We start from the raw sequence: 25656 nt of genomic DNA, 5'->3' as shown, positions 1-25656 counted from the left end.
ATCTTATAAATGAGTACTGAAGAGCAAGAAAATAACACCCCAAAAGAAGAACCTAAAAAAAAGAAGGTAAGTAGGCAAAAAAGTATAGGACGAATTCTAGCTAATATATGCCTGTACCTTTTTATTTCTACAATTGTTTTACTTTTAACACTTGTAATAGGTATTCATACTGCTCTAAAATACTACCCTGATGAACTTATTGGAGAAGGATTAAAACGTACAGTTTCAACATCAACTAATAAACAGTATAACCTTGAATACGAGAGTATTAATGTTCAACTAATATCAGGCTGGTCTATTCACGATTTTCTTTCAAGTGGCTCAATATCAATATCTAATGCCGTATATACACCGGACAGTTTATTTATTGAACAAAACGAATATGCATCTGTTGATAAAAAAAGAAATATTGTTGAAGTAAAAGCTAAAACTATTTCAATTCAAAATATTTCACTTTTAAGGGCTTTATTTCAAGAAGAAGTTTACGTAGGTAATATACTTATTGATTCTGTAACTACAGATTTACATAAATATCAGAAAGGAAAAAAGAAAAAACCACAAGAAGAGGTTCAACACGATAAGTTTTTAAACATTAAAAAATTCTATAATAAACAAGCTGATAAATTTCATAGATATCGAATTGGGAACATAGAAATAAAAAATTCTAGTGTTCAGTATTTTGATCACACAAAAAATATTAAACAACAAATTTCTCTAGGTAAGATCTCTGGCGATATAAATGATATTTACTTAGATAATACTACCTTAAAACAAGAATTATTTCCATTACATGTTGGGTCTTTAGAATTTAGTACAAACGATCTCCGATTAGAATTAGAGAATGCACCTTTGGGTCTATCTTTTGGTAAAATAAGCTTCTCTACTTTAGATAGTTCACTCCTAATTTATAGTACTTCCCTTTATAAAATAAACAATTCTAAAAAGAAATCTTCATTAGTAAATGCTACAATACCAATATTTTACGTTGATGGAATTAATGTTAAAGAAATATTAAGTGATAGCATTTTACACCTTAAAAAAGTAGAGATTACACAACCTCAGACCGATCTTCAATTTCTCTCGAATTCAGCTAAAAAGAAAAATAAAAAAACACCCCAATTACCTCCTTTCTTAAAAGAGATAATTATTGATAGCTTACAGGTTTTAAATGCTGAAACCAAATTTGAATCTGCTAAAACTGGGAAAAGAAAGGTAAATGATTTAACTATAAACGTTAAAGATGTAACTATATCAAATACTACATTTAAGAACAAAATCCCTGTTGCTTTTGATAATTTTACAATAAAATTAGGTTACCAGAGTTGGTATTTTCCTAATCATCAATATGCTAAAGTAGGTGGGTTATTTTATCATTCTAAATGGCAAAAACTTTACATCTACTCTCCTGCCTTCAGACCTTCTATTGAAGTACCAGATTCTACTTCGACAACATATATTGATGCTAGCGCTAAACGCATAACATTAGACTACATAGATTATCGAGACTTTTTAAAAAAGCCACTTGATAGTATTATGAATTATGATCATTTATTAGTAGATCAACCTAAAGTAGATATATGGCTTCCTACACACAAACAAGAGAAAGTAAAGAAGCAGAAAAATTCAAAACCACTTTATTTTGCTTTAAATCAAAGTGAAATAACCAATGCTAAAATTCAAATTCATCTCCCTAAAGACCATAAATATCAAAATAAAATTGCCGTAGAAAAGTTGAATTTAAATCTAGATTCATTGGTTTTACCTCTTCATAACCCAAAAGAATTTAAATTAGAAAATGCACTTTTAACTGTAAATGACATTAGGGTTCCAGATGTTAGTGGATATGATATTTTATTAGAAAAAACTACATTCTCAACAACTGATAGTACGCTGAACTTAAACGGAATTAATCTAAGTAACTCTACCAATAAGAATAAAAAACATGTTGATATTGATACTTATATTAAAAACATATCAATTGCTGATATAGGATGGAGAAGATACATTCATTCTGACTCCTTATTCCTCGGTAAAATATTTGTCGATATTCCTAGTTCTGAAATTAACCTTCCTTTAAAAGAAGCTAAACAGCAGTTAGATCAATTATCTGATAAAGACGAAATTCAAAAGAAAAAGCCTAAAGGGTTACCATTTAAATACTTAGAAATTGCTGATTTCCATCTTAGAAAAGGTCCAATTTCACTATATCAAGAAGAAAAAGGGCTAATTGTTAGAGCAGAAAGCACGGGTATTGATGTTGAAAATCTTGTACTTGAAGACAAAAAAGTTGATTGGAAAAACATCACTTTCTTAATGGACGATATTTACCTTCCATTAGATAAAATTCACCATCAATTAATTATTAGTAATATTCATTTTAATGTTGAAAAGCAGAAATTTGGAATCAATGGTTTAACAATTTCTCCTACAGAGCAAAAGGTATATAGAGATCAACACATTCTTAGTGGTGTAAATAGTATGGATATTTATGGGCTAGATCTTAGAATGCTGATAGATCTTAAGCAAATAGATGCTGACTCTGTCAATATATTCGGAGCAAGAGGTGTTATTTCTATCGATCAAAGTGTAAAAAAGAGGAAAAAGAAAAAGGCAGCAACTACCCTACCTCTTAATTATTTAGGTATTGACAAAGTAAACATTAAGGTTGATGATCTTGGCTTTCTTTATACAGATAAAAATAGTAAAGAAACATACATGACTTTCTATGGAGGTAGTCTAGTTCTTGATGATCTACGTTCAAAACCTGGTATAGATAAAGAAATTGAAACAATTTTACCTAAAGATATATTTCTTGAGTTTAAAGGTTTAGAAATAGAGAATGACGATTCTCATTATAAAATACGATCAAATAAAGTTGTTCTTGATACTAAAGGAGATAGTTTATTGCTCTTGTCTACAGGTATAACACCAGTTTTAGGAAATCAAGCTGTGAATATTTTAGACTCATTAATTTCTTTAAACGTAAAGAGCCTTAGAGTTCAAGGAGCTGGACTTAAAAAATTAATCGAAGACAAAGAAATTGATATAGACAGTTTAATTGCGAAGGAAATTAAATTTGTAAATGCATCAAAAAGGAAAAAAGTAGTCAAGAAAGGCACTTTTGCTGAACAAACATTTCCTAAAGAAAAAATAGAAGATCTTTTAACTAAATTCAATGGCATTCATGTCAATTATATTCAAATTGATAAGAGTGAAGTTACCCTAAGAGACCCAGCCAAAGGAGTTCAGAAAAATAATATTTCACGCTTAATGCGTAGAGAGAATACCAGAACTCCTTTAAATGAGGATAAAGTTAGTCCAAAACAATTGGATAAGTATAGCCGAAAGATCAATAGAATAAATGATCGAAAAAGGTATACTAAAGAAGAAAAATCAAAAATGATTGAAGACATTGTAAACATCACAAAAGGTAATCCAATTGATGTATATACCTTAACTGAGGTTGTTGATGATTCTGCAATGTTAAGAAAACACAACTATTCATTCATGACTGAAAATCATGAAAATACAATTAGAGATATCAATGTAGTTATTCAAGAAATAGCGATTGACAAAGAAACAATCAAACTTGATACTAACTATATTCAAGTTGCATCTATAGATGTAAATGTTGGTAAAAATGTATATGTACTTAGCAATAATATGTATGCACTTGGTTTTGATTCTCTAAATTTTAATTCCCACTATTCAGACGTTTACCTCAAGAACTTTAAGTTAATTCCGCAATATTCAAAGAAACTATTTGGTTTAGCAAACGAGTATCAGACCGATAGAATAGACTTAAACATTAATGATCTTTTACTTAGAGGATTCCATTTTAAGAATTATTTCTTTAATGATTATGTTCATTTAAATGGAGTAGAAATAGATAGGTTATCTCTATCAGCATATAGAGATAAAACTGTTCCAGTAGACCCTCAGAAAAAAGACCCTAAGATGATCCATACAATACTGGAAACAATGCCAGTATTAATGCGATTAGATACAATTACAATTACTGATAGTCATGTTGATTATGAAGAATACAAAGGAAGTATACGTTCTAATCAAGATGATAAAGAAGAGACAGCTAAGTCTGGACAGTTTCAGTTGAATGATTTTACTGGGCAAATCTTTAATATCACGAATGATACTAGTAAGATAAATATTGACCCTTATACAGAAATGTACGTAAAAGGTACTTTAATGGAAGGAGGAGGTCAGCTTAAAATGTACTTTAGAATTCCTCCATTAGACTCTTTAGGAACATATTATTACGAAGGTGAAGTTGGTGAAATGGAACTTGTAAAACTAAACCCTTTATTAGAACGTCTTGAATTAGTAAAAGTGAAAGATGGGCATTTAAAAAGAATGTATTTTAAAGTTCTTGCAGACGATTCTGTGGCCATGGGTAACATGCAATTTAGATATAAGAACCTTGAGGTTGATGTTTTAAAAGATAAAACAAACAGAAGCGGCCAATTAAAAAGAAGGGCTTTTATTAGTTCTGTTGCAAACTTATTGATTCGTGAAGAAAACCCTCGTTTCCCATCAATGAAACAAGGACATATTTATAACGTAAGAAATCAAAATAAATTTATCTTTAATTATTGGGTAAAAACAGTTTTGAGCGGAGTAGCTTCTACTCTATCACCACTTATGGAACCTGATTTTAAACATGATAAAAAAGCAAAAGTTGAAATTAGGTATATTGAGAAAAATACAAAACGTAAAAACAGGTTAAAAGGTCCTTTAAAAATGGTCCATTAAAAATTATAATTATCATGAAAAAATATCTTTATATTGCCATTGCAGTTGTTGTTTTCTTTTTTATCTGCTGGATTTTCCCAAAAGTTAATAGAAGAACAGTTACTGCAACTGTAAATAAAACGGAACGTATTAGAGGTTCTGTAAAACAAGGTGAACAACACAACGATAAGTATCTAATTTATGCATTAGATGCCAATAACAAGCCTCATACCTTTCAAAACACAGATACTTGGATTTGGTTCAAGTTTAATTCTTCTGATGTTTATGCTGAAATTCAAGATGGCAAAAAATATGATTTTAGTATTGTTGGTTTTAGAATTCCATTTCTATCCATGTATCCTAACATTATTTCGGTTAGTAAACCCGAGTAAATAACACAACTAAACTTTTAACACTTATGAAACAAAATTTAAACATCCTATTCGCCTTTTTATTCTTAATTGGAATGATTTCTTGTGGCGAACAAAAATCGAGTACTGAGCACCAAGAAGAAGGCCATAGCCACGATCATGGACACAGTCATAAACATGATGAAGTAAAATTGAGTGATGGTACTTACAAAGTTGACACGCAAAAAAGCTTTATAAAATGGACTGGTAAAAAAGTGACTGGTGAACATTTTGGTAAAATGATGCTTAAAGAAGGTGCTGTAATTATTAAAAACGGTACTGTAGCAAAAGGTAGTTCTTTTGATATGGATGTTACTACACTTACAGTAGATGATATTCCTGTAGACGATAGCATGAATGCTAAATTGAAAGGTCATTTACACAGTGCTGATTTCTTTAACGCTGCTGAGTTTCCATTTGTAAATTTTGCAGTTACGAAAGTAGAAAATGGTGAACATTCTGGAGAACTTAAAGTTACTGGTAACTTAACTATTAAAGGAATCACTAATTCAATCACTTTCCCTGCTCAATTAATGTCGCATGATGGCACTATGCATGCAATCGCTGATATTACTTTTGATAGAACTAAATTTGAAATTAAATATGGATCTGGATCTTTCTTTGAAGGTTTAGGTGACAAAACAATTTCTGATGATGTAGAACTTGAATTACAGCTTTTTGCAAAGAAGTAGTTTTTGAAAATATTCATAAAACAAAAATGCCGATGAGATTATATGTCTCACCGGCATTTTTTGTATCATTAATCGATATCTAGCTAGTTATTAAAGGCAATATCTACCACGTTGTTGATTTCAAGTCAACAGCTGCTCGAAGAATATCTCTTCTACTAACCTGACCAATCAATTTCCCACGTTTTACTATTGGATAGCGTCGAAATGATGAATTTTCAAATATCATCGCAACTTCTACTACATCTTTATCAGCTGAAATTGATGCTACCGTTTTCGTCATATAGTCTTTTACTAACCCCTGACTTGCCGGGAAATTTAAATATCTACTTTCTAAAATTACATGTAGACAATCTTTCTCTGATAACATCCCCACTAAATCACCATCTTCATTCACTACTGGAGCACCAGAAATTTTCTTTTCTACTAGCACCTCCATTGCTTCTTCTATGTTTTGCGATGGCTTGAAGACAATCAGTTGTTTAGTCATGTACTTTTCTACAGTTGGATACGGTTTTATGTCGTGCGGATTCTCTAATACTCTTTTGGGTGTAAAATTCATTTTGAGACAATTATTAGTATTGAACAATTATTACAGAGTGATTATACATCTAGAAACTAAATAGAATAATTTTATTTATTTACCTAATATACACATTATCAAGCAATAAAACTAATAATATTACAATCCTCGCTTTACAAAATAGTATTAGACTTTACTCTTTGTGTAAGGTTTGCTATTCAAATATTTTCAAAAGTTCTGCTCTATAACTTAACCCTACAGGTAATTCAACTCCATTTACACCAAGCATATTCCCTTCTAAAGTCTCAATTGCATTAATATTTACAATGTATGATTTATGGATTCTAATGAACTTTTCAGAAGGTAAATCATTTTCTAACTTTTTTAAGGAAGTTAATGTAAGTATAGATTTATGTGATGTATGAAAAGCAACATATTCTTTTTGGCCTTCCATATACAATAATTCATCAAACTTAATTCTGTATAATTTATAATCAGCCTTTATTGTAATAGAATCATTTTTAGTCGTAATATTTTGAACTGGTAATGAGTGGTTAACTTGATTGGTCTCATTTTTAGATGATGTTAATAACTCAAACTGTTTACCCACTTTATTTATGGTTTGCAAAAACCTAGGAAAAGTTATAGGCTTAAGCAAATAATCAAAGGCATTCAGTTCAAAACCTTTGATAGCATATTCTGAATAAGCAGTTGTAAAAACAATCATAGGCTTATTACCACCCATAGATTCTACAAATTCAATACCCGATAAATTAGGCATCTGTATATCTAAGAACATCAAATCAATTGTATTCGACTGTAAAAAAGCCATTGCTTCTATCGCATTTTTAAATGTCCCTAATAATTCCAGATAAGGTACTTTAGAAACATAATCTGCAATTAAACTTCTTGCCAGATGTTCATCATCTACAATAATCGTTTTTATCTTCTTGTCTTCCATTAAAGTTGTATTTCTAATGCCACCTCAAATAAGTTATTGTCTATTGTGTTTTCCTTAATTATCAGTTGATGTCTATCTGGATAAATTAAGTTTAAACGTAAACGAACATTCTCTATTCCAATACCTCCAACTTTATTTCTAGTAGGATTTTTAGTAACAGTATTCTTAACATTAAAGGTAATCTTGCCGTTTTTCTCTACTAATTCTATTTTGACAAAACCATCCATATTTTCCTCTAACCTACTGTATTTAAATGCATTTTCTACAAAAGGTTCTAATAACATAGGAGATATTTTTGAAGATTGATTACCTACATCAATTTTAAAATTAATATTTTGAGGTACTTCTGTTTTTAGCTGTTGGAAATCAATATAGTTATTTAAATAACTAATATCTTTTGATAGTTCTACAAGGTCTTCATTACAATCGTACAATAAATACCGTAACATTTCTGATAGCTTTGCGATATTATCAGGAGCTTGTGGCATTTGCATGTAAGACATCGTATAGATATTATTTAAAGCATTAAAAAGAAAATGAGGATTAATTTGAGCTCTCAAGAACTTCAATTCTGCTTCAATTTTACCTTCTTTTAATTGTTGCTGTTTCTTTTTTTGTTGATCGTCATAAGAACTAACAGTTAAAACGGTACTTATAAAGATTGACATTAAAACAAACAGACTTCCAAAACTAAACGGGTATATCCATTCAAAACGCAATACACCTTGTAGCCTAGCCTTCGCTTCTGGATGAGCAGTAAAAAAAACATCTTGATCAATAAACGGGAACATCATCTTAGAAAAAAAGAGAAACAAATTAATGCCAATAAAATAAAGTACAATTGCACTTAGCACATACCAAAGTGTTTTCTTCTTTTTAATAAGAATTTTAGGAACTAAAATCTTAGAATTAACTAGTACAACAAGTAAAAAAACAATTATTGAAGTTATAGCTCTAAATAACCGAACCTCAATGCTAATCCATACATCTAACCCTACAATTGTAATAAATATTACAATTACACTAACGGGTAAATAAGACCATTGGGGTATTTTAAAATTCAAATATTCTTTCATGCAGTATTATCGTTTCCTCAAAAAAAGAGAGACTATTTTGATTTTCATAGAACAATCAATCAACACCATAAAATTACCTATAAAGAAGGCAAAAACATCAATGAATCATAAAATTGATAGATTATTGATGTTCATTGGATTGTTTGAGTGGTTGGTTGAAAAGATTATTCAACCTCAAATTTGATTAGTTATTTCGTAATCTGAAAAATTTGCAACTCACTTATCAAATAAAATGGCAAAAAAACATATCATTACTATCATCGGAATTATTCTAATTATTGGTGGAGCAAGTGTAAGTACCTACACAATGCTTAAAAATAAACCAGAACCAAAGAAAGGTGTCAAAAAAGAAAAAATAATATCTATTAAAGCTGAAACCGTTAAATATATTGATGTTGATAATATTCAAAAATATTCTGGTAGAGTAAATGCCGCACAAACATTTATACTTTCTTCTGAAGTAGCCGGAAGAATAATGAGAACTAATGTTGCTTTAAAAGAAGGAAATACTTTCCGTAAAGGACAAAAATTAGTACACATTTTTGATGATGATATAGAAGCTTCATTAAAGTCTCAAAAGAGTAGTTTTATGAACACTATTGCTTCTATTTTACCCGACATTAAAATAGATTATAAACCAGAATATGATAAGTGGTACGGTTTCTTCAAAAAAATAAAAATTGCAGCACCACTACCTTCATTACCTCCAATTAACACAGATCAAGAACGTTTCTTTTTAGCTTCAAGAAATTTAATTACAGAATATTTTTCTATTAAGCAGAGTGAAATTCTTCTTTCAAAATACAATGTTTACGCTCCTTTTAATGGAACATTTAAATCGGTTCGTTTAGAAGCAGGTTCTATTGCTTCTCCTGGCTCTGAGATTGGAGTTATTAGTAGAACAGATGCTTTAGAGGTAATTATTGAAGTAGAACCTTGGAATGCCAAATGGATTAAAAATGGTGATAAGGTCGAAGTTGAAGTTGATGGTATCGAAACAAAAATTATTAAAGGGTATGTAAGCCGAAAAGCACATATTGTAGACCCTACTTCTCAGACTATTAAAGTCTATGTAAAAATAAACCCTAAAAAAGGTGACGAAATTTACGAAGGACAGTTTGTGCGTGTTGTATTTAGAGGAGATAAAATTCACAATGTTATAGAGATCCCAAGAGAAGCAGTTAACGAATCAAAATACATTTTTACTGTTAAAGACGACAAGCTTCATCAAGAAGAAATTGATGTTATAAAAATTAATGGTGATAGCTATTTCATACAAGGTATTTCTAAAGATGAAATCATTGTAACCGAATCCGTATTTAACGGAAAAGAAGGAATGCCAGTACAAGTTAGAAACTAGCCTAATTAATTATCACGATCATGAAAAAACTTATCACAACCTTTGTGAAGAAGCCTTTCTATGCACATATGGCTTTACTTCTACTCGTATTATTGGGTGGAATTGCCATATCGAACATGAGGAAAGCATCCTTCCCTCTTATAGAATCTAGAACAATTACAGTTACTGTTGCCTACCAAGGTGCATCTCCTAAAGAAATGGACGAAGGTGTAACAACATTAGTTGAAAATGAAATTAGAGGTATACCGGGTATTAAAGAAACGAACTCAGTATCTGCAGAAAATATAGCAACTGTTACAATAACTACAGAAGCAAAAGCAGATATAGACGAGGTATTAACCGATGTAAAAAATGCTGTAGATGGTATATCAAATTTCCCTGCCGGTGCAGAAAAACCTTCCGTATCTAAAAGAAGAGCTACTTCTGATGCACTTTTTCTTAATCTAAAAGGAGATGATCTAAGAACATTAAAAGATTATGCTCAGAAAATTGAAGATGATTTTTTAGCATCAGGAATTATATCACAATTAAGTATTTCTGGTTATCCGAATACAGAAATTTCTGTTGAGGTTAACGAAGATTTATTGAGACGATATAGCATTAGTATTGACAATATTAAACAAGCTATTGCTAATAATAATGTTGATATTACTGGTGGTACAATTAAAAATAGAAGAGAAGAAATTTCTGTTCTTGCTAGATATAGATCTGCAAATGCCGATGATATCAGAAACATTGTAGTAAGAGCTACTTCTGATGGTAGAATAATTAAAGTAGGTGATTTAGCCGATGTTCATTATCAGTTTGAAGACGTTCCTAATGCAGTTTGGATGCAAGGGAAGAAAAATGTATCGATCCAAATTCAAAAACTACATACAGAAGATCTACAAAAAATCACAGAGTATGTAGAAATGTATATGGATGAATTTAATGCCTCTCATTCTGATGCTGAATTAATCTGTAGTTTCAACTTCTTATCTATAGTAAATGCACGTTTAGATACATTAATTAGTAATGGCTTATTGGGTATTCTATTAGTAGTAATTACATTATCGTTTTTCTTAAGTTTTAGATTATCGTTATGGGTTGCTTGGGGTATTCCAAGTTCGTTCTTAGGAATGTTTATTATTGCCAGCTTAATGGGCGTAACACTAAATATGATTTCATTATTTGGTATGATCCTTATTATTGGTATTCTAGTTGATGACGGTATTGTAATTGGCGAGAATATTTTTACGCATTACGAAATGGGTAAATCTCCAATAAACGCAGCTATTGATGGTACTGTAGAAGTTATCCCTGCCGTTCTTACCTCTGTAAGTACAACAATTATTGCCTTTTTCCCTTTCTTATTCTTAGAATCTGGATTGGAAATGATGTCTGAAATGGCACTAGTAGTTATTCTCTGTTTAGGATTTTCATTATTTGAAGGTATGTTCTTACTTCCTTCCCATGTGAGTTCTCCAAAAGTCTTAACACCTAGAAATGACAAAAGTAAATTCAATAAAATAAGAACAAAGCTTGATAAGCTAATTTTCGCATTTAGAGATAAAGTTTACCTTCCAATTCTTCGTTTTCTATTAGATCATAAATGGTTTGGTATTTCTATTCCTGTAGCTGCTATTATAGTTACTGTTGGTTTAATTGGTGGTAGAGTAATTGATTTAACCTTCTTCCCTAGCCCTCCTGGAGATTTCTTTAATATTGATTTAGCGTTAAAACCGGGTATCAACCAAGATACTACCAAAGCATATCTTACTAAATATGAAAATGCAGTTTGGGAAGCTAATGATGCTTTAAAAAGAGAATACGATACAAATTTTGATTTCATAGAATACACATTTGTAAGCCTAGGCAATGCATTTAATGGTGCAGAAAACGGTACCCATACAGGTTCAATATTCGTTATTATGGAAGACCTTACCAATTCTCCAATTGATGCGAGTACAATTAAAGCAAAGGTGAATGAGTTTGTTGGTGAAGAACCCACTGCTCGGAAACTTTCTGTTGGAGCTAGTAATATGTGGGGAGCTCCTGTTTCAATCAGTTTATTAGGGTATGATTATGATCAAATTGAAGCCGCTTCTGATTATTTAAAAACCAAACTGAACGAACAAGCCGCACTTTACAATGTGATGGATAACAACCAGATTGGAGGACAAGAAATTCGTTTGGTGTTAAAGCCAAAAGCCTATGCTCTTGGTTTTACAGAGGTCTCATTAATGTCTCAAGTACGTAATGGTTTCTTCGGTGCAGAAGCTCAAAGGCTTCAGGTAAATAAGGATGAAATCAGAATCTATGTTCGTTACAAAAAAGACAATAGATCTTCTCTTGGTGATTTAGAGAATATGCGAATTAGAACAACTGAGGGAATGTACCCACTGTCTCAATTAGCAGATTTCAACATAGATCGTGGTCCTGTGGCAATAAACCACTACAATGGCGAAAAAGAGATACGAGTTGATGCCTATATGCTGAATGCAAATGATGCAGTGATTCCTATTATTGAAGAAATGGAGAAAGAAATTCTTCCAGAATTAACTGCAAAATTCCCTAATGTTAGGTATGAATATCAAGGACAGCTAAAGAGTTCTCAAGAAGATTCTTCGGAATTAGTAAATACGTATGCAATTGCTTTCTTATTAATTGTGATGATTCTTATGCTGCACTTTAGATCATTTACTCAAGCAGGGATTGTATTGTGTATGATACCACTTGGCATTATTGGAGCAATGTGGGGACATGGTATAGAAGGAGAGACAATTTCTATGTTTAGTATGCTAGGTATGGTTGCACTATCAGGTACTATTATTAATGATGCCGTTGTTTACCTTTCAAAATTCAACCAAGATCTCTTGGATGGGAAGTCGTTTGATGATGCATTAATCAATGCTGGTAAATCAAGGTTTAGACCTATCCTATTAACGACTTTAACTACTACAATTGGTTTATATCCTATGATCTTAGAAACTAGTCCACAATCTAGATTTTTAGTACCTGTAGCAATTTCGTTAGCCTATGGTATCATGATCGGTACGGTGTTTATTCTTACAATTTTACCAGTACTCATTAAAGTGATAAACGATTTGAGAAGAGGTAAAAAGTGGGTCATAACAGGTAAAAAACCTTCTCGTGAGGAAGTTGAAAATGTATTAGTAGAGATTTCAGACTACAATGCAATGACTTTAGCAGATCAAGAACAAGCAACTGAATCTATAAAATAGTGTCAAATTAAAAATTGAGCAAGGTACATTCTGATAAATGTACTTTGCTTTCAATTCATCATATGATTATGAAACAAATAAATTTAATCATCTCCTTCCTTATCGGAATAACCTTTTGTGGATATGCACAAGAGAAAAAGCAAGATAAAGTAGAAGTCGTATCACAAGAAATTATATTAAGCCTATCAGATGCAATATCACAAGGCTTATTAAATAATTATGATATCATTATAGCTGATAAAAACACTGAGATTTCTAAGACAAATAATACGTTAGAAAATGCCGGTTTATATCCTTCTTTAACAACAGATGCAGCATGGAATCATAACTGGTCTCATGCCATGAACTCTAATCTAGGTGTTCTATCACCTTCTATAGGATCTGATTTTACAATTTTTGATGGGTTTAAAGTCTGGATTACTAAAGAGCAATTAGAAGAATTAGAACATTATTCTGAAGGCAATGCTACAATCGTAATAGAAAACACCATTAAGGATGTTATTGTCGCTTATTACGAATCTTTACTCGAACAACAAAGGTTAGAAGTTGCTGAACAACTTGCCGAGTTATCAAAAGAACGTTACGATTACACCAATTCTCAGAAAGAACTTGGTCAGAAGGTAACCTACGATGTCTTACAAGCTAAAAATGCATGGCTAGAAGATAGAAGAACTTCATTAGATCAGAAAAACCGATTACAAGTAAAATTAAGAGAATTAAATTTTGTAATGGGAGTTCCAGAAAGTGAACAAACCTTATACAAGCTAACAGAAAAATTTGAAGCTGTTGAAAAAGATTATGTTCTAAGTAATCTTATTGAGCTGTTAAACGCTGATAACTCAACGCTTAAAAACCAATATGTTAATCAGATTATTAAACAAAAAGATATTGAGTTAGCTAAAGCTGCATTTATGCCTTCTGTAAAAGGTAATGCAAGTATTAAATACACAGAAAACTATGGTGGTGCTCAAGGTATTCCAAATTTTAATATTGATGGCATAAGTGCTACCGTAGGTGCTACCCTTTCTATACCAATTTATATGGGAGGAAGTAGACGAAGAGCAAAACAAATTGCTCTGATAAATAAGCAAATTGCAGAAGTAGAAACACAACAAATGTCACATAGTTTGAACAATCAAGTTATGCAAGTTTACGATACTTATGTGCTTCAAAGAGAGATTCTAGAATTAACAGAAGAACAAGTTGCTACTGCACTTCTTAACTTAGAAATGTCTACAGAACGTTATAGAAATGGACAAATAAACTCATTTAACTTACGTGATGTACAAATACAATATTTGGACGCTCAGAATTCGAGATTAACTGCAATTTTTAATTTAATTGCTACCAATACAGAAATAGTCAGATTAACTGGAGGTATTATCGATGCCTTTCCAATTGACAATGAATAAATAAAGAATTAACTCATTTTTTAAGGAGATATAGAAATATATCTCCTTTTTCATTAACAAAAATATTACGAATTTTGTTGTTGTTAAGTGAAAGATAAGGTAATCTTGTAATTATCTAACAAATGTTAACTTTAGGCTATTTTCTCTACTTACCCTTTGGACTATATCATGAAATACATTCAATCTTCAAGCAAATTATTGGTTGAATTAAGTTGTGTAGAGATCATATAGTTAAATTTGTTAAAACAGAAACTTATACTATTTTAATTTTACTATGAAACATCTAAAATTACTCTTACTTCTCTTTATCCCTTTCATTGTGATTTCTTGTTCTTTACTTGAAGAAGACCCTGACTGCTCTAAAGTAGAAACTCAAACAGCATATGACGAAGTGCTGAATACGTACTCAGAAAGTCTTACACAAAGTGATTGTAACGTTACAAAAGAGGCTATTGAGAATAGTATTTCTTTTATTAATGATAACAGAAGCTGTATAGAATCTGCATTAACTGCCGTAGATAGTACATACGATGCAGCCGGCGAAATTGATGGTAAACTTTCAGACTTAAACGAAGATCTATCAAATTATGATGAGTGTATTGCTACAGGTGTTCCTAATGGCGATTTAGTTCTTGAAGAATGTACTTCTGAAGCATTTGATATGCAGATGAAGAAGTTTGAAGATGCCTTTTCTGCTGCATTAATTGCAGAAGATTGTGATAAAATGAAAGGTACGCTTACTAACTTAAAAACTTTCCTTGATAATAATAAAGAGTGTGCAATCACTATTTATGAAATGCAAGAGGATGAAGCTTCTAACCCTAGAGCCTTAATGGAAGGTGGTGAAGAAGAGTTTAATGAATTTTATAATGAAATTGACGGTATTCTTACTGCCCTAGAAACTTCTAATTGTGACCCTGATGTTATCAGTGAATTGAAGGAAGACTCTTCTACTCTTTCTTGTGATCCAGAAAGTACTTTAGTTGCATTAGAAGGTTTTGAAAAAGAATTTAATAATGCATACGACGACGACAATTGTGCTGGAATGCAAGAAGCTATTTTAGATGCAGCTACATATATTGAAGACAACAAAGAGTGTTTTGTTGAAGTATTCAAATTAGACGGATCTGATGATGCTGAAGGTGAAGTAGATGAGCAAATACAATTATTAAAAGTTGCTGCAGCTACTTTACAACAAAGTAATTGTGATCCTGCTGTGATAGATCAACTTGGTTTGTTTTCTGAGCGCCCAGACATCGAAGATTTAAGTTGTCCTCAAGTACTTAATCAGTTTAAAAAATTATCTGTACAAATTGATGCAGCTATTTCTGATGACACAAATTGTCATCTAATAATTTTAACTGGCGAAAAGTTATTAGAGTTATTCGATCATCATTCTGATTGTATTATCGAAAAATTTGCTGATGAAAATCAAATTACTATTGAAGAGGCTACAACTGAAGTCAATGATAAAATTGATGAAATCGGAAGTAAAATTGAAGAGAAAAAAGCAAGTTGTAATTAATAATACAGTTTGTATATAAATTGAAAAAGGATCTTGATATTTAATGTATCAAGATCCTTTTTTTATTGCTCACATGCGGCTAATGAAAAACCCGTTTGTTCTTCCCACATATTTATATCTTCAATATAACTGTAATCGTCTTTAAGCCATTCTTCTTCACATGCCTTTTTCCTAAAGCTGACATTAAAAACGAGATTATTTTCTTGTTCGTTTATTTTTGCGGCTTCAGAGGTATATCCTTTTTCATATCTACCATCAGAGAACCTTCTTTCGTAATTATTATTGCTGTCTACATGTATTTCGTTTCTTACAGATTGATCTAAAGACGATCTAGACATATAAATACTATTTCCTTTGCTCGGTTGATATTCTTGTGATTGACAAGAAATAAGAGAAATGAAGATTGATAAAACAAAAAGTAATTTCATAATGATTGTAGTTGATTCATTATGATAAGGGTAATCTTATAATAAAACCCCTACTAATTTTTGACAATTAATATTTTTAATGATGGGTGTATCACAAATTTCACTAATAAACCTATAATTAAAACCGTTAATGCTAATAAAACCTCCTGAAAAGTAAAGTATACATCTTTACCATAAATGGTATCTAAAAGGGCATCAATTAAATAATTCATTGATATTAGACTGAATGTGATAATGAGAGAGATAATTAACTTCATAACTGTAATTTTTGATTGTTACTTATATAGACAATAACAGTTAGGTGATAGACATAAAAAAATTACACTTTAACGTACATTCACAACTAAAGTGTTTTTTGTGTTATCTGACTATGAAAATTCGGTAAAATTTACTATATTTAGAATAAGAAATTAATACCTCGCTTAATTTTTACAGGTGCATAGTAGATTAAGACGAGATAAAGCTTCCTAGAAATAGGGAGCTTTTTTTATGCAATCAATTAACTGATTAAATTTCTAGCCCACTTTCCAGATTTCTTACGTTTTATGTACATAATCAATCTAAAATATTCTTCTAATGAAACAATTATATACACCCAATAAATAGGTAAATCGAGTATAAATGCAGCTACCACACCCATTGGTAAAGAAATCACCCATGTACTTATAAGGCCTAAACCTGTGGTATATTTAGTATCTCCTCCACTTCTTAATATTCCAGCAGCTAAAATGAAATTACACATTTTTATAGGTAACAGGAAGGTAAATATCCAACAAAGCCATTGTGTTATTTGTCGGACTTCTGGTGTAATCTGAAATAGATTAATATATAACGGGCTAATTACAGCCATGATAATTGCAACGGCAAGAGCACAGAAAAAAGTAAATCTCAATAATTTATCGCCATATACTTTTGCTTTTCTCATGTTATTCTGTCCTAATTCAAAACCTATCACAATTGCAGCTGCAGAGGCAAGCCCCATAAAAAAGCCTACACCTAAAGTTTGTAACGGCATGGTTATCGTCATAGACGCAATATCTGTAGTTCCCATTCTTCCATAAATCATAGAATAACAGGTTTCTCCAATTGCCCAAGACGTATCACCAAGAATTAATGGAGCACTTACATTTAAGAGAGGGTATAGAGTGGCTTTATCAAAATGGAAAATATGTTTAAAACCAACATTGCCTGGGTAGTTTTTAAGTCGGATAATAATAAATAAGGCTACGGCCTCAAACCACATAGAAAATACAGTTGCCCAAGCAGCACCAACCATTCCTAAAGGAGGTATTCCTAACCCTCCAAAAATTAACCAATAATTGACTACCGTGTTGATAATCACTTTTACAAAACTCCATTTCATTACAAGTTTTGCATAACCAACACTACGTAATGCTGCACTGTAAGAAGCACTTATCAAAACAGCAGGAAATCCAAAAGCAATTATTTGCTGATATACCCCTCCTATTGCAATTACCTCTTGATCTGTAGAAAATAAAGAAAGAATTTCTGACGGAAATAATAAACTGACTAACATTCCTACTAGAGTTACAAAAAAGCCAATTTTTAATAAATCACCAATGAGGTAATTTATCTTCTCTTTCTCTTTTCTACCCCAATACTGAGCAACAAAAACTCCTGCTCCATTTGCTAACCCCATTATTCCAACTATCAACACAAAAGAAAGACGTCCTCCTAAGCCAACACCAGCAATTACTGTCTCCCCCAATTGACCAACCATAATTTGATCGACCATACTGAGTGCGTACTGTAATAAACTTTGTAATGAAATAGGTATTGCAACCTTCCAAATCTCTTGATAAAACGCCTTTTGATTCTTCTTCAAAATAATAAATGCAATAGATAAATTAGTTGTGTAATTTTACTACAAATTCATTTCTAATACATTGAATTTAGGAATATTGTCTATTTAAATCTTTTAATTATTATTCAACAACAACCACTGCACAGCAATAAGTGTTTTGGCATCGTCTATTTTTTTATCAAAGTACATTTGTTTTAAATCCGACAAACTATATTTTACAATTTTAATATCCTCACCTTCAGAGAAAAGTCCTCCTCCATTCGTAATTTTATTAGTAAGATCTGCATAATACAATTCTACTTTTTCAGAGCATCCTCCGGGAGTTGAATAGAAAGTAGAAAGATGTTGAATGTTATCTATTTCATACCCTACTTCTTCTTTTACTTCCCTTTGTAAAGCATCAAAACCTGTTTCTCCTTTATCTATTAACCCTGCCACACATTCTACTAAAAAGCCAGTACCATTTAATAACGTTGGTATTCTTACTTGCTCAACAAACAAATAGACATCTTCTTCTTTAAGGTAAAGTAAGGCAGTGATTGCGTCATTTCTTTCTACAACTTCTCTTGTCAAAATTTCTGAAGTAGTGCCATCATACCTTTGATGCTGAAATGTTACTTTATCTATTTTTAAGAATCCATTATAAACTCTTTCTCTTTTTTGTTCTTCAATCATCTTTTTTAAATTTTACTTAAAAGTAATTAAATTATATGGCTCTCCGTTCATCAGTAATTTAGTTTCAAAGAAAAGAAAAATCATTTCTTAATATTAAACCAATTAGTTAAATTGTATATCGTAATTTAAAATATTTGTCTCTTGCTTTTGTAATAGTAGCTCATTTTTGGAGATATGATGTAAAAGTAGATTTACTAAAAAAAAGGAATGTAAATCTTTAATAAAAATTACAATACATCTTAGGTACAATTTTTTAAATTACTAAAAGATTACAATGAAAATATTAAAAAACTATGCAAATGAAATTCTATAGCAAATTTGATAAATACTCAGCCCTTTTTTGGTTTGGCATGATTAGCTTTTTACTTCTTATTATGTATTTGATGCTTACTGATAACACAAACGAGTTTGTAAGTCAGGTGATCTCTTTTGGTATTGTTTTACCTATTATACTATTATTTGCATGGGTAATATCTTCCACATATTATGAGGTCAAATCCGATCAAAATGAATTTAAATATAGATCTGGACCAATAAGAGGTAAAATTTCTATAAAAGATATTAAAAAAGTAAAATTAAACACCAGAGTTTGGTCCGGATTGAAGTTAGGGTTGTCTTTTAAGAAAGGTATGACATTGTATTACAATAAATATGATGAAATATATATCACTCCTAAACAAAGTGACGACCTTTGTCGTATGCTAAAAGAATTAAATTCTGAGATAAAAATTATCTCTTAAATAATGTAACTTAAAATAGACTAATGAAATTAATTACTGTTTTCACTTTCTTTTTGATGTTTTCATCATCAGTGTTTGCTCAAAAAATGCTGATCGATAAAGAATACACTTACAAAATGGAATACAAACCATTTAAAAAGTTATTTAAAAAAGAGGAAGATACTGATAAAAAAAGCATGACTTTTTATAATGGTCTAAAAACATATAAAAAGAACATGTCTAGTTATTACGTCTCTTACAAATGTAATTTCAATGCTATGAAACAACTCGTAGGATTTGATGTAATGTTTGTTGGAAGTAGTAAAGAGGCGGTACGAGATGCATCTGTTGCTTATATGCAAGAACTTGTACAAGCACAAGGCTATAAAGAAGTTACTGCAGGCAGTAATAAAATTAATTATGTAAAAGATAACTTCACTTACAAACAGAAATCTTTAGGCTATGATTATATAGATAGCAAAAAGAAGAAAAAAATGTGGGTGGCAAAATATCAAATGAGAGTGTACAACCAAAGTAAATAATGGGAACACTTAAATAATAAATGAAGGGTAGCACGAATAATGCTACCCTTTTTTATGCCTAATCTTTAATAATTGTTTTTTGTAAATCTATTGAATCGCCCTCTATTGTAAGGATATAAATTCCTTTTATTAAATGATTTGTTTCTATAAACGATCGACCTGTAGGATGAATTTCTTGGTAAAGAATAATTCCTGATGTATTACGCAATGTAACCATAACATTCTCTTCAATTGTTGGTATTTTCAGTGTAACTCTTGATGAAAACGGAACAGGATAAACATTAAAATCAACTACTTGATTATCTATGCTTAATGTTCTTGCATTACTAGAGCAACTACCTAATGGTTTCCACCAATGGTCCGCTGTTCCTGGAGTTACATTATATAAATTATCGACTAAACATTCATACTTCTGCCCTTCAAAACTTACAATATCACCATTCATATAAATAGAAGGATAACCAGAATAAGCAGCTAGGTTTTCACAAGTTGCACCTCCTATCATCTTCTCAAGTATTGTAATAACAATGCTCTGTTCAGAAGTTAAACCATCATTATCTGTAACTATTGCAGACAGCGTTAATTCTCCAAAATTAGTGGGTAAAAATGTAAAGTTATTGCCCTCGTAAACGCTACCTTCTACTGTTGTACTTATACTAACTACAGTTCCATCCTGATCTTCAGCTGCAATACTAACTGCAATAGCTGTCAATGTTTCTTGTTCTATCGTTTGATTATTTATTGGTGATGTAAAAGTAATTGTTGGGGCAATTTGTTGCGCTTCACTCACTGTAAATAGAAATTCTTTAGTTGATGAATTTCCAGCATTATCTGTTGCTACAGCAACAACTGTATAATTACCAAAACTAGCAGGAGTATAAGAAAAAGAGGTAGTTGTACTTACTTCTTGATTGTTAATTGATACAACTACATTCACTTCTCCTTTATCATCCGTTGCATTAATTTCAAAAGCAATAGGCTGTAAATCAGAAAAAACTGACTGTGAAGGTAATCCAAAAGAAAGTACAGGTGGATTATCAATATCAGAAGAAGAACAAGCACCTAATAACGTCCAAGTAGATACGTCTTCATCTGGTTGATTACCAACTGACCACCATTTATTAAATTTATAAAGTAGTCCGTTGTATACTATTCTCATACCATTGGTTTGGTATGTTGTCAATACATTCCACTCCTCTACGCCATTACAGTTAAAAGTAGTTCCTGCACAGACTTCTTTCAGTTTCCAAACATCAGCTATACCCGGAATATCAGAATCTTTTGTTTCCCATCCGGCAGTATAAATTACTCCTTCATAAACTATTTCCATCCCTGCAGTATACACTTTAGCCTCCCATAAATCACCACAATTAACTCTTGGATCTAGAATTTCAATTGTTGTAGTTATGCTAGTCTGTTTTGCGTTTATATCAGTTGCTGTAATTGAAATATTGTAACTTTTATATGCAGTAGGAAGAAAAGTTACTTCATTACCTTGAGAAGATAATTCCACACCATCAACAGAAATTAAAAGATTATCTATAGAATTATCCTCTTTATCAATTGCAGTAGCTTTAATTAAAACTTCTTCAAATTCACTTTGTCTAATCTGCGTCGATAGTGGTGACTGTAAAGAAATTCTTGGTTCTTGGGGAACAGGTTCTGGCTCTATACCTCCAAAAGATTTTTGATCTGCACACCCACAAGCATTACAAGAACTGTTTCCATCCAAATCTGTTGAAACGCCTAAAATTTCAGAATGTCTTTCATAATGTCCTATTCTGCTTACTACTTTTGTTTTCTCTGTACCACTACCACATTCTAGTCCACCATTTATAATATTTACGGTAACGCCAAAACCTGGAGACCTTCCATTTTGTGTATCAAAAGAAGATGGAATCCAGTTACCTACCATTACATCGTGTGCAGATGGTTTGGGAAATTGAGGCGTCATCCAAAACCATATTGCGGTCTGAAAAGCCAATGCACCATCTTCAATTACTTTTTCAGGATTGGCTAATAAAATGTTTTTATCACCAAAAAGAAACTGACTTACTTGTCCGTAATTATAGTTCCAACTTAACTGTATTGGCCCTCTACCATGATATGATTTCCCTGCAACAGCTGGATAATCAGGATGATTTTGTTCTACATATCCAATTAAGTCTGTACCTACATAGCTTACTTCTTCCCTAAAATATAAACCCCAAGCATATTTACCACCCGGTGCAGTTGCCCAACCTCCGGTTGTTTCTTGAGATAAGTTTGCTAGAAAAGCAGAAAGTTCTCTTTTTCTTGTTTCGGTAGTTCCTTCAGATAAAAAATCTGCATAATCTACCTCTTTACTAATTATTGGTTTTTGGATATTCCAAGAGTCATCAAAACCGGCATCAGTACGAATTAGTTTCTTCACTCCGGTTGTTTTATCCTCTCTTGTTACTTTATAAAGGTTTGTTCCTTCTCGCCTTTCCATATAAACCTTAATATTTTTCATGCGGTTTACTGCTTCTAAAAGACTAGAATATTTATAGAAGTCTTTTTCGGGATTAAAAACATATCCCCCGTTTGGCCCTTGTTCAGTACCGTACCTGTACGGAAACAAAGTGTTGTATTCTGCTTCTGTGAGAGGTACTTGAGCATTCGATTTTTGAGGTAGTAATAGCACTACTATTATTAGAAATAAAAGTGCTAAAGAAGATGTTCTGAAATTCATTACTGAAGGTATTTAAATAGTTATTTACTGTAAGGTGAAGTAGTTCTTCATAATCGATATGATGCCTACTTATCTAATCAAATGTTGTTAGTAGTAAGTATGATTAGATTCTTAATCTATCGAATATTAGGGATTGAAACTGAAAAGTTAAAAAAACGATGGGGTACATTTAGGTGGTCATTACTCTGTATCCCTACGCCTATCTAGGGGGACAAAAACTGTCTTTACAATCAGAATAACGTGATTTAATAGGGTACTAAGTCAAAAAAAATAAAAACAAAAAAAGGGTAGCTCAATTAAGAACTACCCTATAGTTTTAGTTAAAAAACTTATTTCTTTTGGAATGTCTGTTTCATACATTCGTACTCTCTATCCATACTTGGTTTACAGAATTGAGTACCTGCAAATATCTCTGCAGACGTAGACATACGTTCAGCCATTTTAGTGTCAAGATGCTCTTTTTTAAGCTCTCTTTGTTTCCCCTCAATACTAAAAACTGTAAGTGTTAATTCTTTCTGATTTCTTGTAATTTCTAAACGTTCACCAGATTTTACAGGCATTGTTACTGCCGCAAATAATTCATGATGAAACTCTAAATCAACATCTTTACCATCCATTATATAAGTGTACTTTTCTACTCCATCTTTAATAGAATAGGTACCCTTAATATGTGCATTTATAATCTTCTCTTGGTAAGAGATATTATTTAATTTTGAAGGAATTCTTGGTGCGAGAACTACTTTATTTTCTATCGCATTTGGACGAATACCTAAGAAATATTGGTACCAAACTCTTAATTGCTCCCCATTAGACCAAGCCTGCATGTATGTACCCGTTAAATTAGGGTAATCTTTTCCTGGCTGAGGGAAAGCATCTGCATTTTCGTTCATACTACCTACCGCTCCCATATCTAGAGATTGCGTATTCATATTTTCGAACAGTTGGAAAGCGATATCTCTTTGTCCACTTTCAATCATTCGTTGCATAGCATACCCGTTATTCCATTGCCAAATAGTACCATTATGGTAAGCAGCATCTTTATGATAGTGCTCCCAAGCTAAATGGTAAGGGTGAAAATTAGGGTCTTCTTGACTTAAAGAAGCAACTCCCCAAGGATATACTAAATGCTCCCAAATTTCTCTTGTTAACTTCATTTTCTCCACATCATCCGTCATAAAATCCATAGCGAATAATTGATTCGGGCGAAATTGAAAGTCAGGTTGGTCATCATGGTCAATTCTATCTGCCATGTAAGCATGCTCAGTATCGAAGAAATCTTTATTAAAGTTATCTTGTACTTTGTTTGCTATTTTTTGCCAACGCTTCATATCAGTAATATGATTTGTTTCTTTTGCAAAATAAATAGCAGCATTCAGTTGTTTAAACCATAATGCTTGAATATCATTTGCATAACTTCCTCTTGGAGAATATGGTGCATGATCTCCTTCTCTTCGAGCATCCATCCATGTATCTGCATCCTCGTGAGTTAAATATCCTTTTTTATTGACCCAATTTTTTAAAGCACCATCAATACTACGTTTAACTGTTGGATACACCTCTTTAATAAGTGATTTATCACCAGAGTATTGAATATAATCCAAAAGTTCAAAGATAAAACGAGGTGTTCCATCTGTAGTATGGTAGTTAAGAGATTCCATTTTTACGATGTTCGGAATACGACCATAATATTTAGAACCAGATTTCTTGTCTTGCACTTTAGAAAATGATAAAAGAATTTTCTTTGCAACCTCCGTTTCTCCTAAAACTAAAGTTCCACCTGGTAAAGAAATAAATGTATCTCTACCCCAATATTCATTAAACCAAGGAATACCGGCATAAATACCGTATCCTCTTTGGTGTGTAACCATTTCATCCATGGTTAATTCTAACCACATTAGCGCTTTATCAAAATGAGGGTCTTCTGTCTTAATTGCTGTATTTTCAGTAATTAACTGCGTCATACGGTCACTACGCTCTTTTAGCCATTTTCCGTGGTTAATACGTGCTTCTTTTACTAAAGCTAGTGCTTTGTCAGCTGTTTTTGCGTAGGTAATGTAAAAACCACCTCTCGTATTTGTTGTTACTTTTGCCGTTCCATCTTTAGCAATTTTTTCTGTATGCGAAGGTGCTACTGCAAGAATATAATCAGGGCTTTCTGTAGAAACATAATATGCCGCGTTTGCATCAATATTCTTTAATTTTATTTGCTCACCCTTAAGTTCAAGTTTTGTTTCGTTACCCAAAACATGGTCAAGAGAAACATAAATAACATCTTGATCATCAAATAGTACGACACGTTCAAGTGCTACATCTGTTTTTCTTTGTAAGAAATGAGGATAAGCAATTACTTCCGCATTTTTTCTATCAAAAGGTTTACCATCAATACTGAGGGCGTAATCTGCGAATAATCTTTTTTGTCCAATATTCCATCCATCAAACCAATTATAGAGTTCGTTATTTAAAACATGAGACTGTGTTTGAAAGTAGGCACTCCTTTTATTAGAATAAGTAATAATTCTATTTTCTTCTGGAGCTATAGGAACTGCAATATCAAGTAATATCTGATCTTTCACTTCTTCTTTAGAGACATATTTATCCCCACTTTCTTCGGTACAACCAATAAATAGAAACAGTGATAAAATGCTTAATACAAACTTTGTGATCTTCATAAATTTTATTTTTCAATCCAACGCGTGAGATAGTTAATTGATTTCACGTTCGCTTTGATTTAAATGTTGTAACAAGTTAACAATTGTTCGATTTGATCAGAAATAATTCCATCTTTTTTAAGAATAATATTCAGATTGCTTAATTCTCTCCATACA

General features: G+C 31.6%; 18 protein-coding genes. 9 read left to right on the top strand and 9 right to left on the bottom strand.

The window, feature by feature from the left end; genetic code table 11:
• The first annotated feature begins 9 nt into the window (after positions 1-9).
• From EI427_RS05310 to EI427_RS05300, 3 genes are read left to right on the top strand one after another with little or no spacing between them, the layout of a single operon-like run.
• On the top strand, positions 10-4770 hold the full coding sequence (locus EI427_RS05310) for a hypothetical protein (protein ID WP_126612393.1): 4761 nt from the start codon (positions 10-12) through the stop codon (positions 4768-4770).
• Between the two features lie 14 nt (positions 4771-4784).
• Positions 4785-5141: a DUF1523 family protein gene (locus tag EI427_RS05305; protein ID WP_126612391.1), complete on the top strand. Its 357-nt coding sequence runs from the start codon at positions 4785-4787 to the stop codon at positions 5139-5141.
• Between the two features lie 26 nt (positions 5142-5167).
• Positions 5168-5851 carry a YceI family protein gene (locus EI427_RS05300; protein WP_126612389.1) on the top strand — a complete coding sequence of 228 codons (684 nt, stop codon included), beginning with the start codon at positions 5168-5170 and terminating at the stop codon, positions 5849-5851.
• A gap of 103 nt (positions 5852-5954) precedes the next feature.
• Here the strand turns inward: EI427_RS05300 and EI427_RS05295 are convergent, their stop codons facing one another.
• From EI427_RS05295 to EI427_RS05285, 3 genes are all read right to left on the bottom strand, one after another.
• Positions 5955-6410 carry a CBS domain-containing protein gene (locus EI427_RS05295; protein WP_126612387.1) on the bottom strand — a complete coding sequence of 152 codons (456 nt, stop codon included), beginning with the start codon at positions 6408-6410 and terminating at the stop codon, positions 5955-5957.
• Positions 6411-6585: 175 nt separating this feature from the next.
• Positions 6586-7332 carry a LytR/AlgR family response regulator transcription factor gene (locus EI427_RS05290; protein WP_126612385.1) on the bottom strand — a complete coding sequence of 249 codons (747 nt, stop codon included), beginning with the start codon at positions 7330-7332 and terminating at the stop codon, positions 6586-6588.
• Positions 7332-8408, bottom strand: a complete 1077-nt coding sequence (locus EI427_RS05285; protein ID WP_126612383.1) for a sensor histidine kinase — start codon at positions 8406-8408, stop codon at positions 7332-7334. The genes EI427_RS05290 and EI427_RS05285 overlap by 1 nt, the downstream gene beginning before the upstream one ends.
• A 232-nt stretch (positions 8409-8640) precedes the next feature.
• Between EI427_RS05285 and EI427_RS05280 the strand changes: the two genes are divergently transcribed.
• The 4 genes from EI427_RS05280 to EI427_RS05265 all read left to right on the top strand — a co-directional run bounded on the left by EI427_RS05280 (position 8641) and on the right by EI427_RS05265 (position 15929).
• Positions 8641-9768 carry an efflux RND transporter periplasmic adaptor subunit gene (locus EI427_RS05280; protein ID WP_126612381.1) on the top strand — a complete coding sequence of 376 codons (1128 nt, stop codon included), beginning with the start codon at positions 8641-8643 and terminating at the stop codon, positions 9766-9768.
• A gap of 20 nt (positions 9769-9788) precedes the next feature.
• Positions 9789-12992 carry an efflux RND transporter permease subunit gene (locus EI427_RS05275; RefSeq protein WP_126612379.1) on the top strand — a complete coding sequence of 1068 codons (3204 nt, stop codon included), beginning with the start codon at positions 9789-9791 and terminating at the stop codon, positions 12990-12992.
• A gap of 68 nt (positions 12993-13060) precedes the next feature.
• A complete protein-coding gene (locus tag EI427_RS05270) occupies positions 13061-14404 on the top strand; it encodes a TolC family protein (protein ID WP_170178398.1) in 1344 nt (447 codons plus the stop codon).
• Positions 14405-14678: 274 nt separating this feature from the next.
• Complete coding sequence (locus EI427_RS05265; RefSeq protein WP_126612374.1) at positions 14679-15929, top strand: hypothetical protein; 1251 nt, start codon at positions 14679-14681, stop codon at positions 15927-15929.
• A 62-nt stretch (positions 15930-15991) separates the two neighbouring features.
• Here EI427_RS05265 and EI427_RS05260 read toward each other — a convergent pair whose 3' ends face one another.
• The 4 genes from EI427_RS05260 to EI427_RS05245 all read right to left on the bottom strand — a co-directional run bounded on the left by EI427_RS05260 (position 15992) and on the right by EI427_RS05245 (position 18857).
• Positions 15992-16357: a hypothetical protein gene (locus EI427_RS05260; protein ID WP_126612372.1), complete on the bottom strand. Its 366-nt coding sequence runs from the start codon at positions 16355-16357 to the stop codon at positions 15992-15994.
• A 53-nt stretch (positions 16358-16410) separates the two neighbouring features.
• On the bottom strand, positions 16411-16569 hold the full coding sequence (locus EI427_RS05255; RefSeq protein ID WP_170178397.1) for a hypothetical protein: 159 nt from the start codon (positions 16567-16569) through the stop codon (positions 16411-16413).
• A gap of 287 nt (positions 16570-16856) precedes the next feature.
• Positions 16857-18203: an MATE family efflux transporter gene (locus EI427_RS05250; protein ID WP_126612368.1), complete on the bottom strand. Its 1347-nt coding sequence runs from the start codon at positions 18201-18203 to the stop codon at positions 16857-16859.
• A 93-nt stretch (positions 18204-18296) separates the two neighbouring features.
• Positions 18297-18857, bottom strand: coding sequence for an NUDIX domain-containing protein (locus EI427_RS05245; RefSeq protein WP_126612366.1), 561 nt, complete (start codon positions 18855-18857; stop codon positions 18297-18299).
• A gap of 299 nt (positions 18858-19156) precedes the next feature.
• Between EI427_RS05245 and EI427_RS05240 the strand changes: the two genes are divergently transcribed.
• Positions 19157-19597 carry a PH domain-containing protein gene (locus EI427_RS05240; RefSeq protein ID WP_170178396.1) on the top strand — a complete coding sequence of 147 codons (441 nt, stop codon included), beginning with the start codon at positions 19157-19159 and terminating at the stop codon, positions 19595-19597.
• Between the two features lie 23 nt (positions 19598-19620).
• Positions 19621-20118 (top strand): hypothetical protein, encoded by a 498-nt coding sequence (locus EI427_RS05235; protein ID WP_126612362.1) that lies wholly within the window; start codon positions 19621-19623, stop codon positions 20116-20118.
• A gap of 58 nt (positions 20119-20176) precedes the next feature.
• On the opposite strand, the gene EI427_RS05230 is transcribed toward EI427_RS05235, so the two are convergent.
• Both EI427_RS05230 and EI427_RS05225 read right to left on the bottom strand, forming a co-directional pair.
• A complete protein-coding gene (locus EI427_RS05230) occupies positions 20177-22831 on the bottom strand; it encodes a glycoside hydrolase family 19 protein (RefSeq protein ID WP_126612360.1) in 2655 nt (884 codons plus the stop codon).
• Between the two features lie 329 nt (positions 22832-23160).
• On the bottom strand, positions 23161-25500 hold the full coding sequence (locus tag EI427_RS05225) for an amylo-alpha-1,6-glucosidase (RefSeq protein WP_126612358.1): 2340 nt from the start codon (positions 25498-25500) through the stop codon (positions 23161-23163).
• Between the last annotated feature and the right edge of the window lie 156 nt (positions 25501-25656).

This window comes from Flammeovirga pectinis (assembly GCF_003970675.1).
Lineage (GTDB): Bacteria > Bacteroidota > Bacteroidia > Cytophagales > Flammeovirgaceae > Flammeovirga > Flammeovirga pectinis.
Note: the sequence above shows the minus strand (reverse complement) of the source record. Positions and strands in the feature narration are given on the sequence as shown.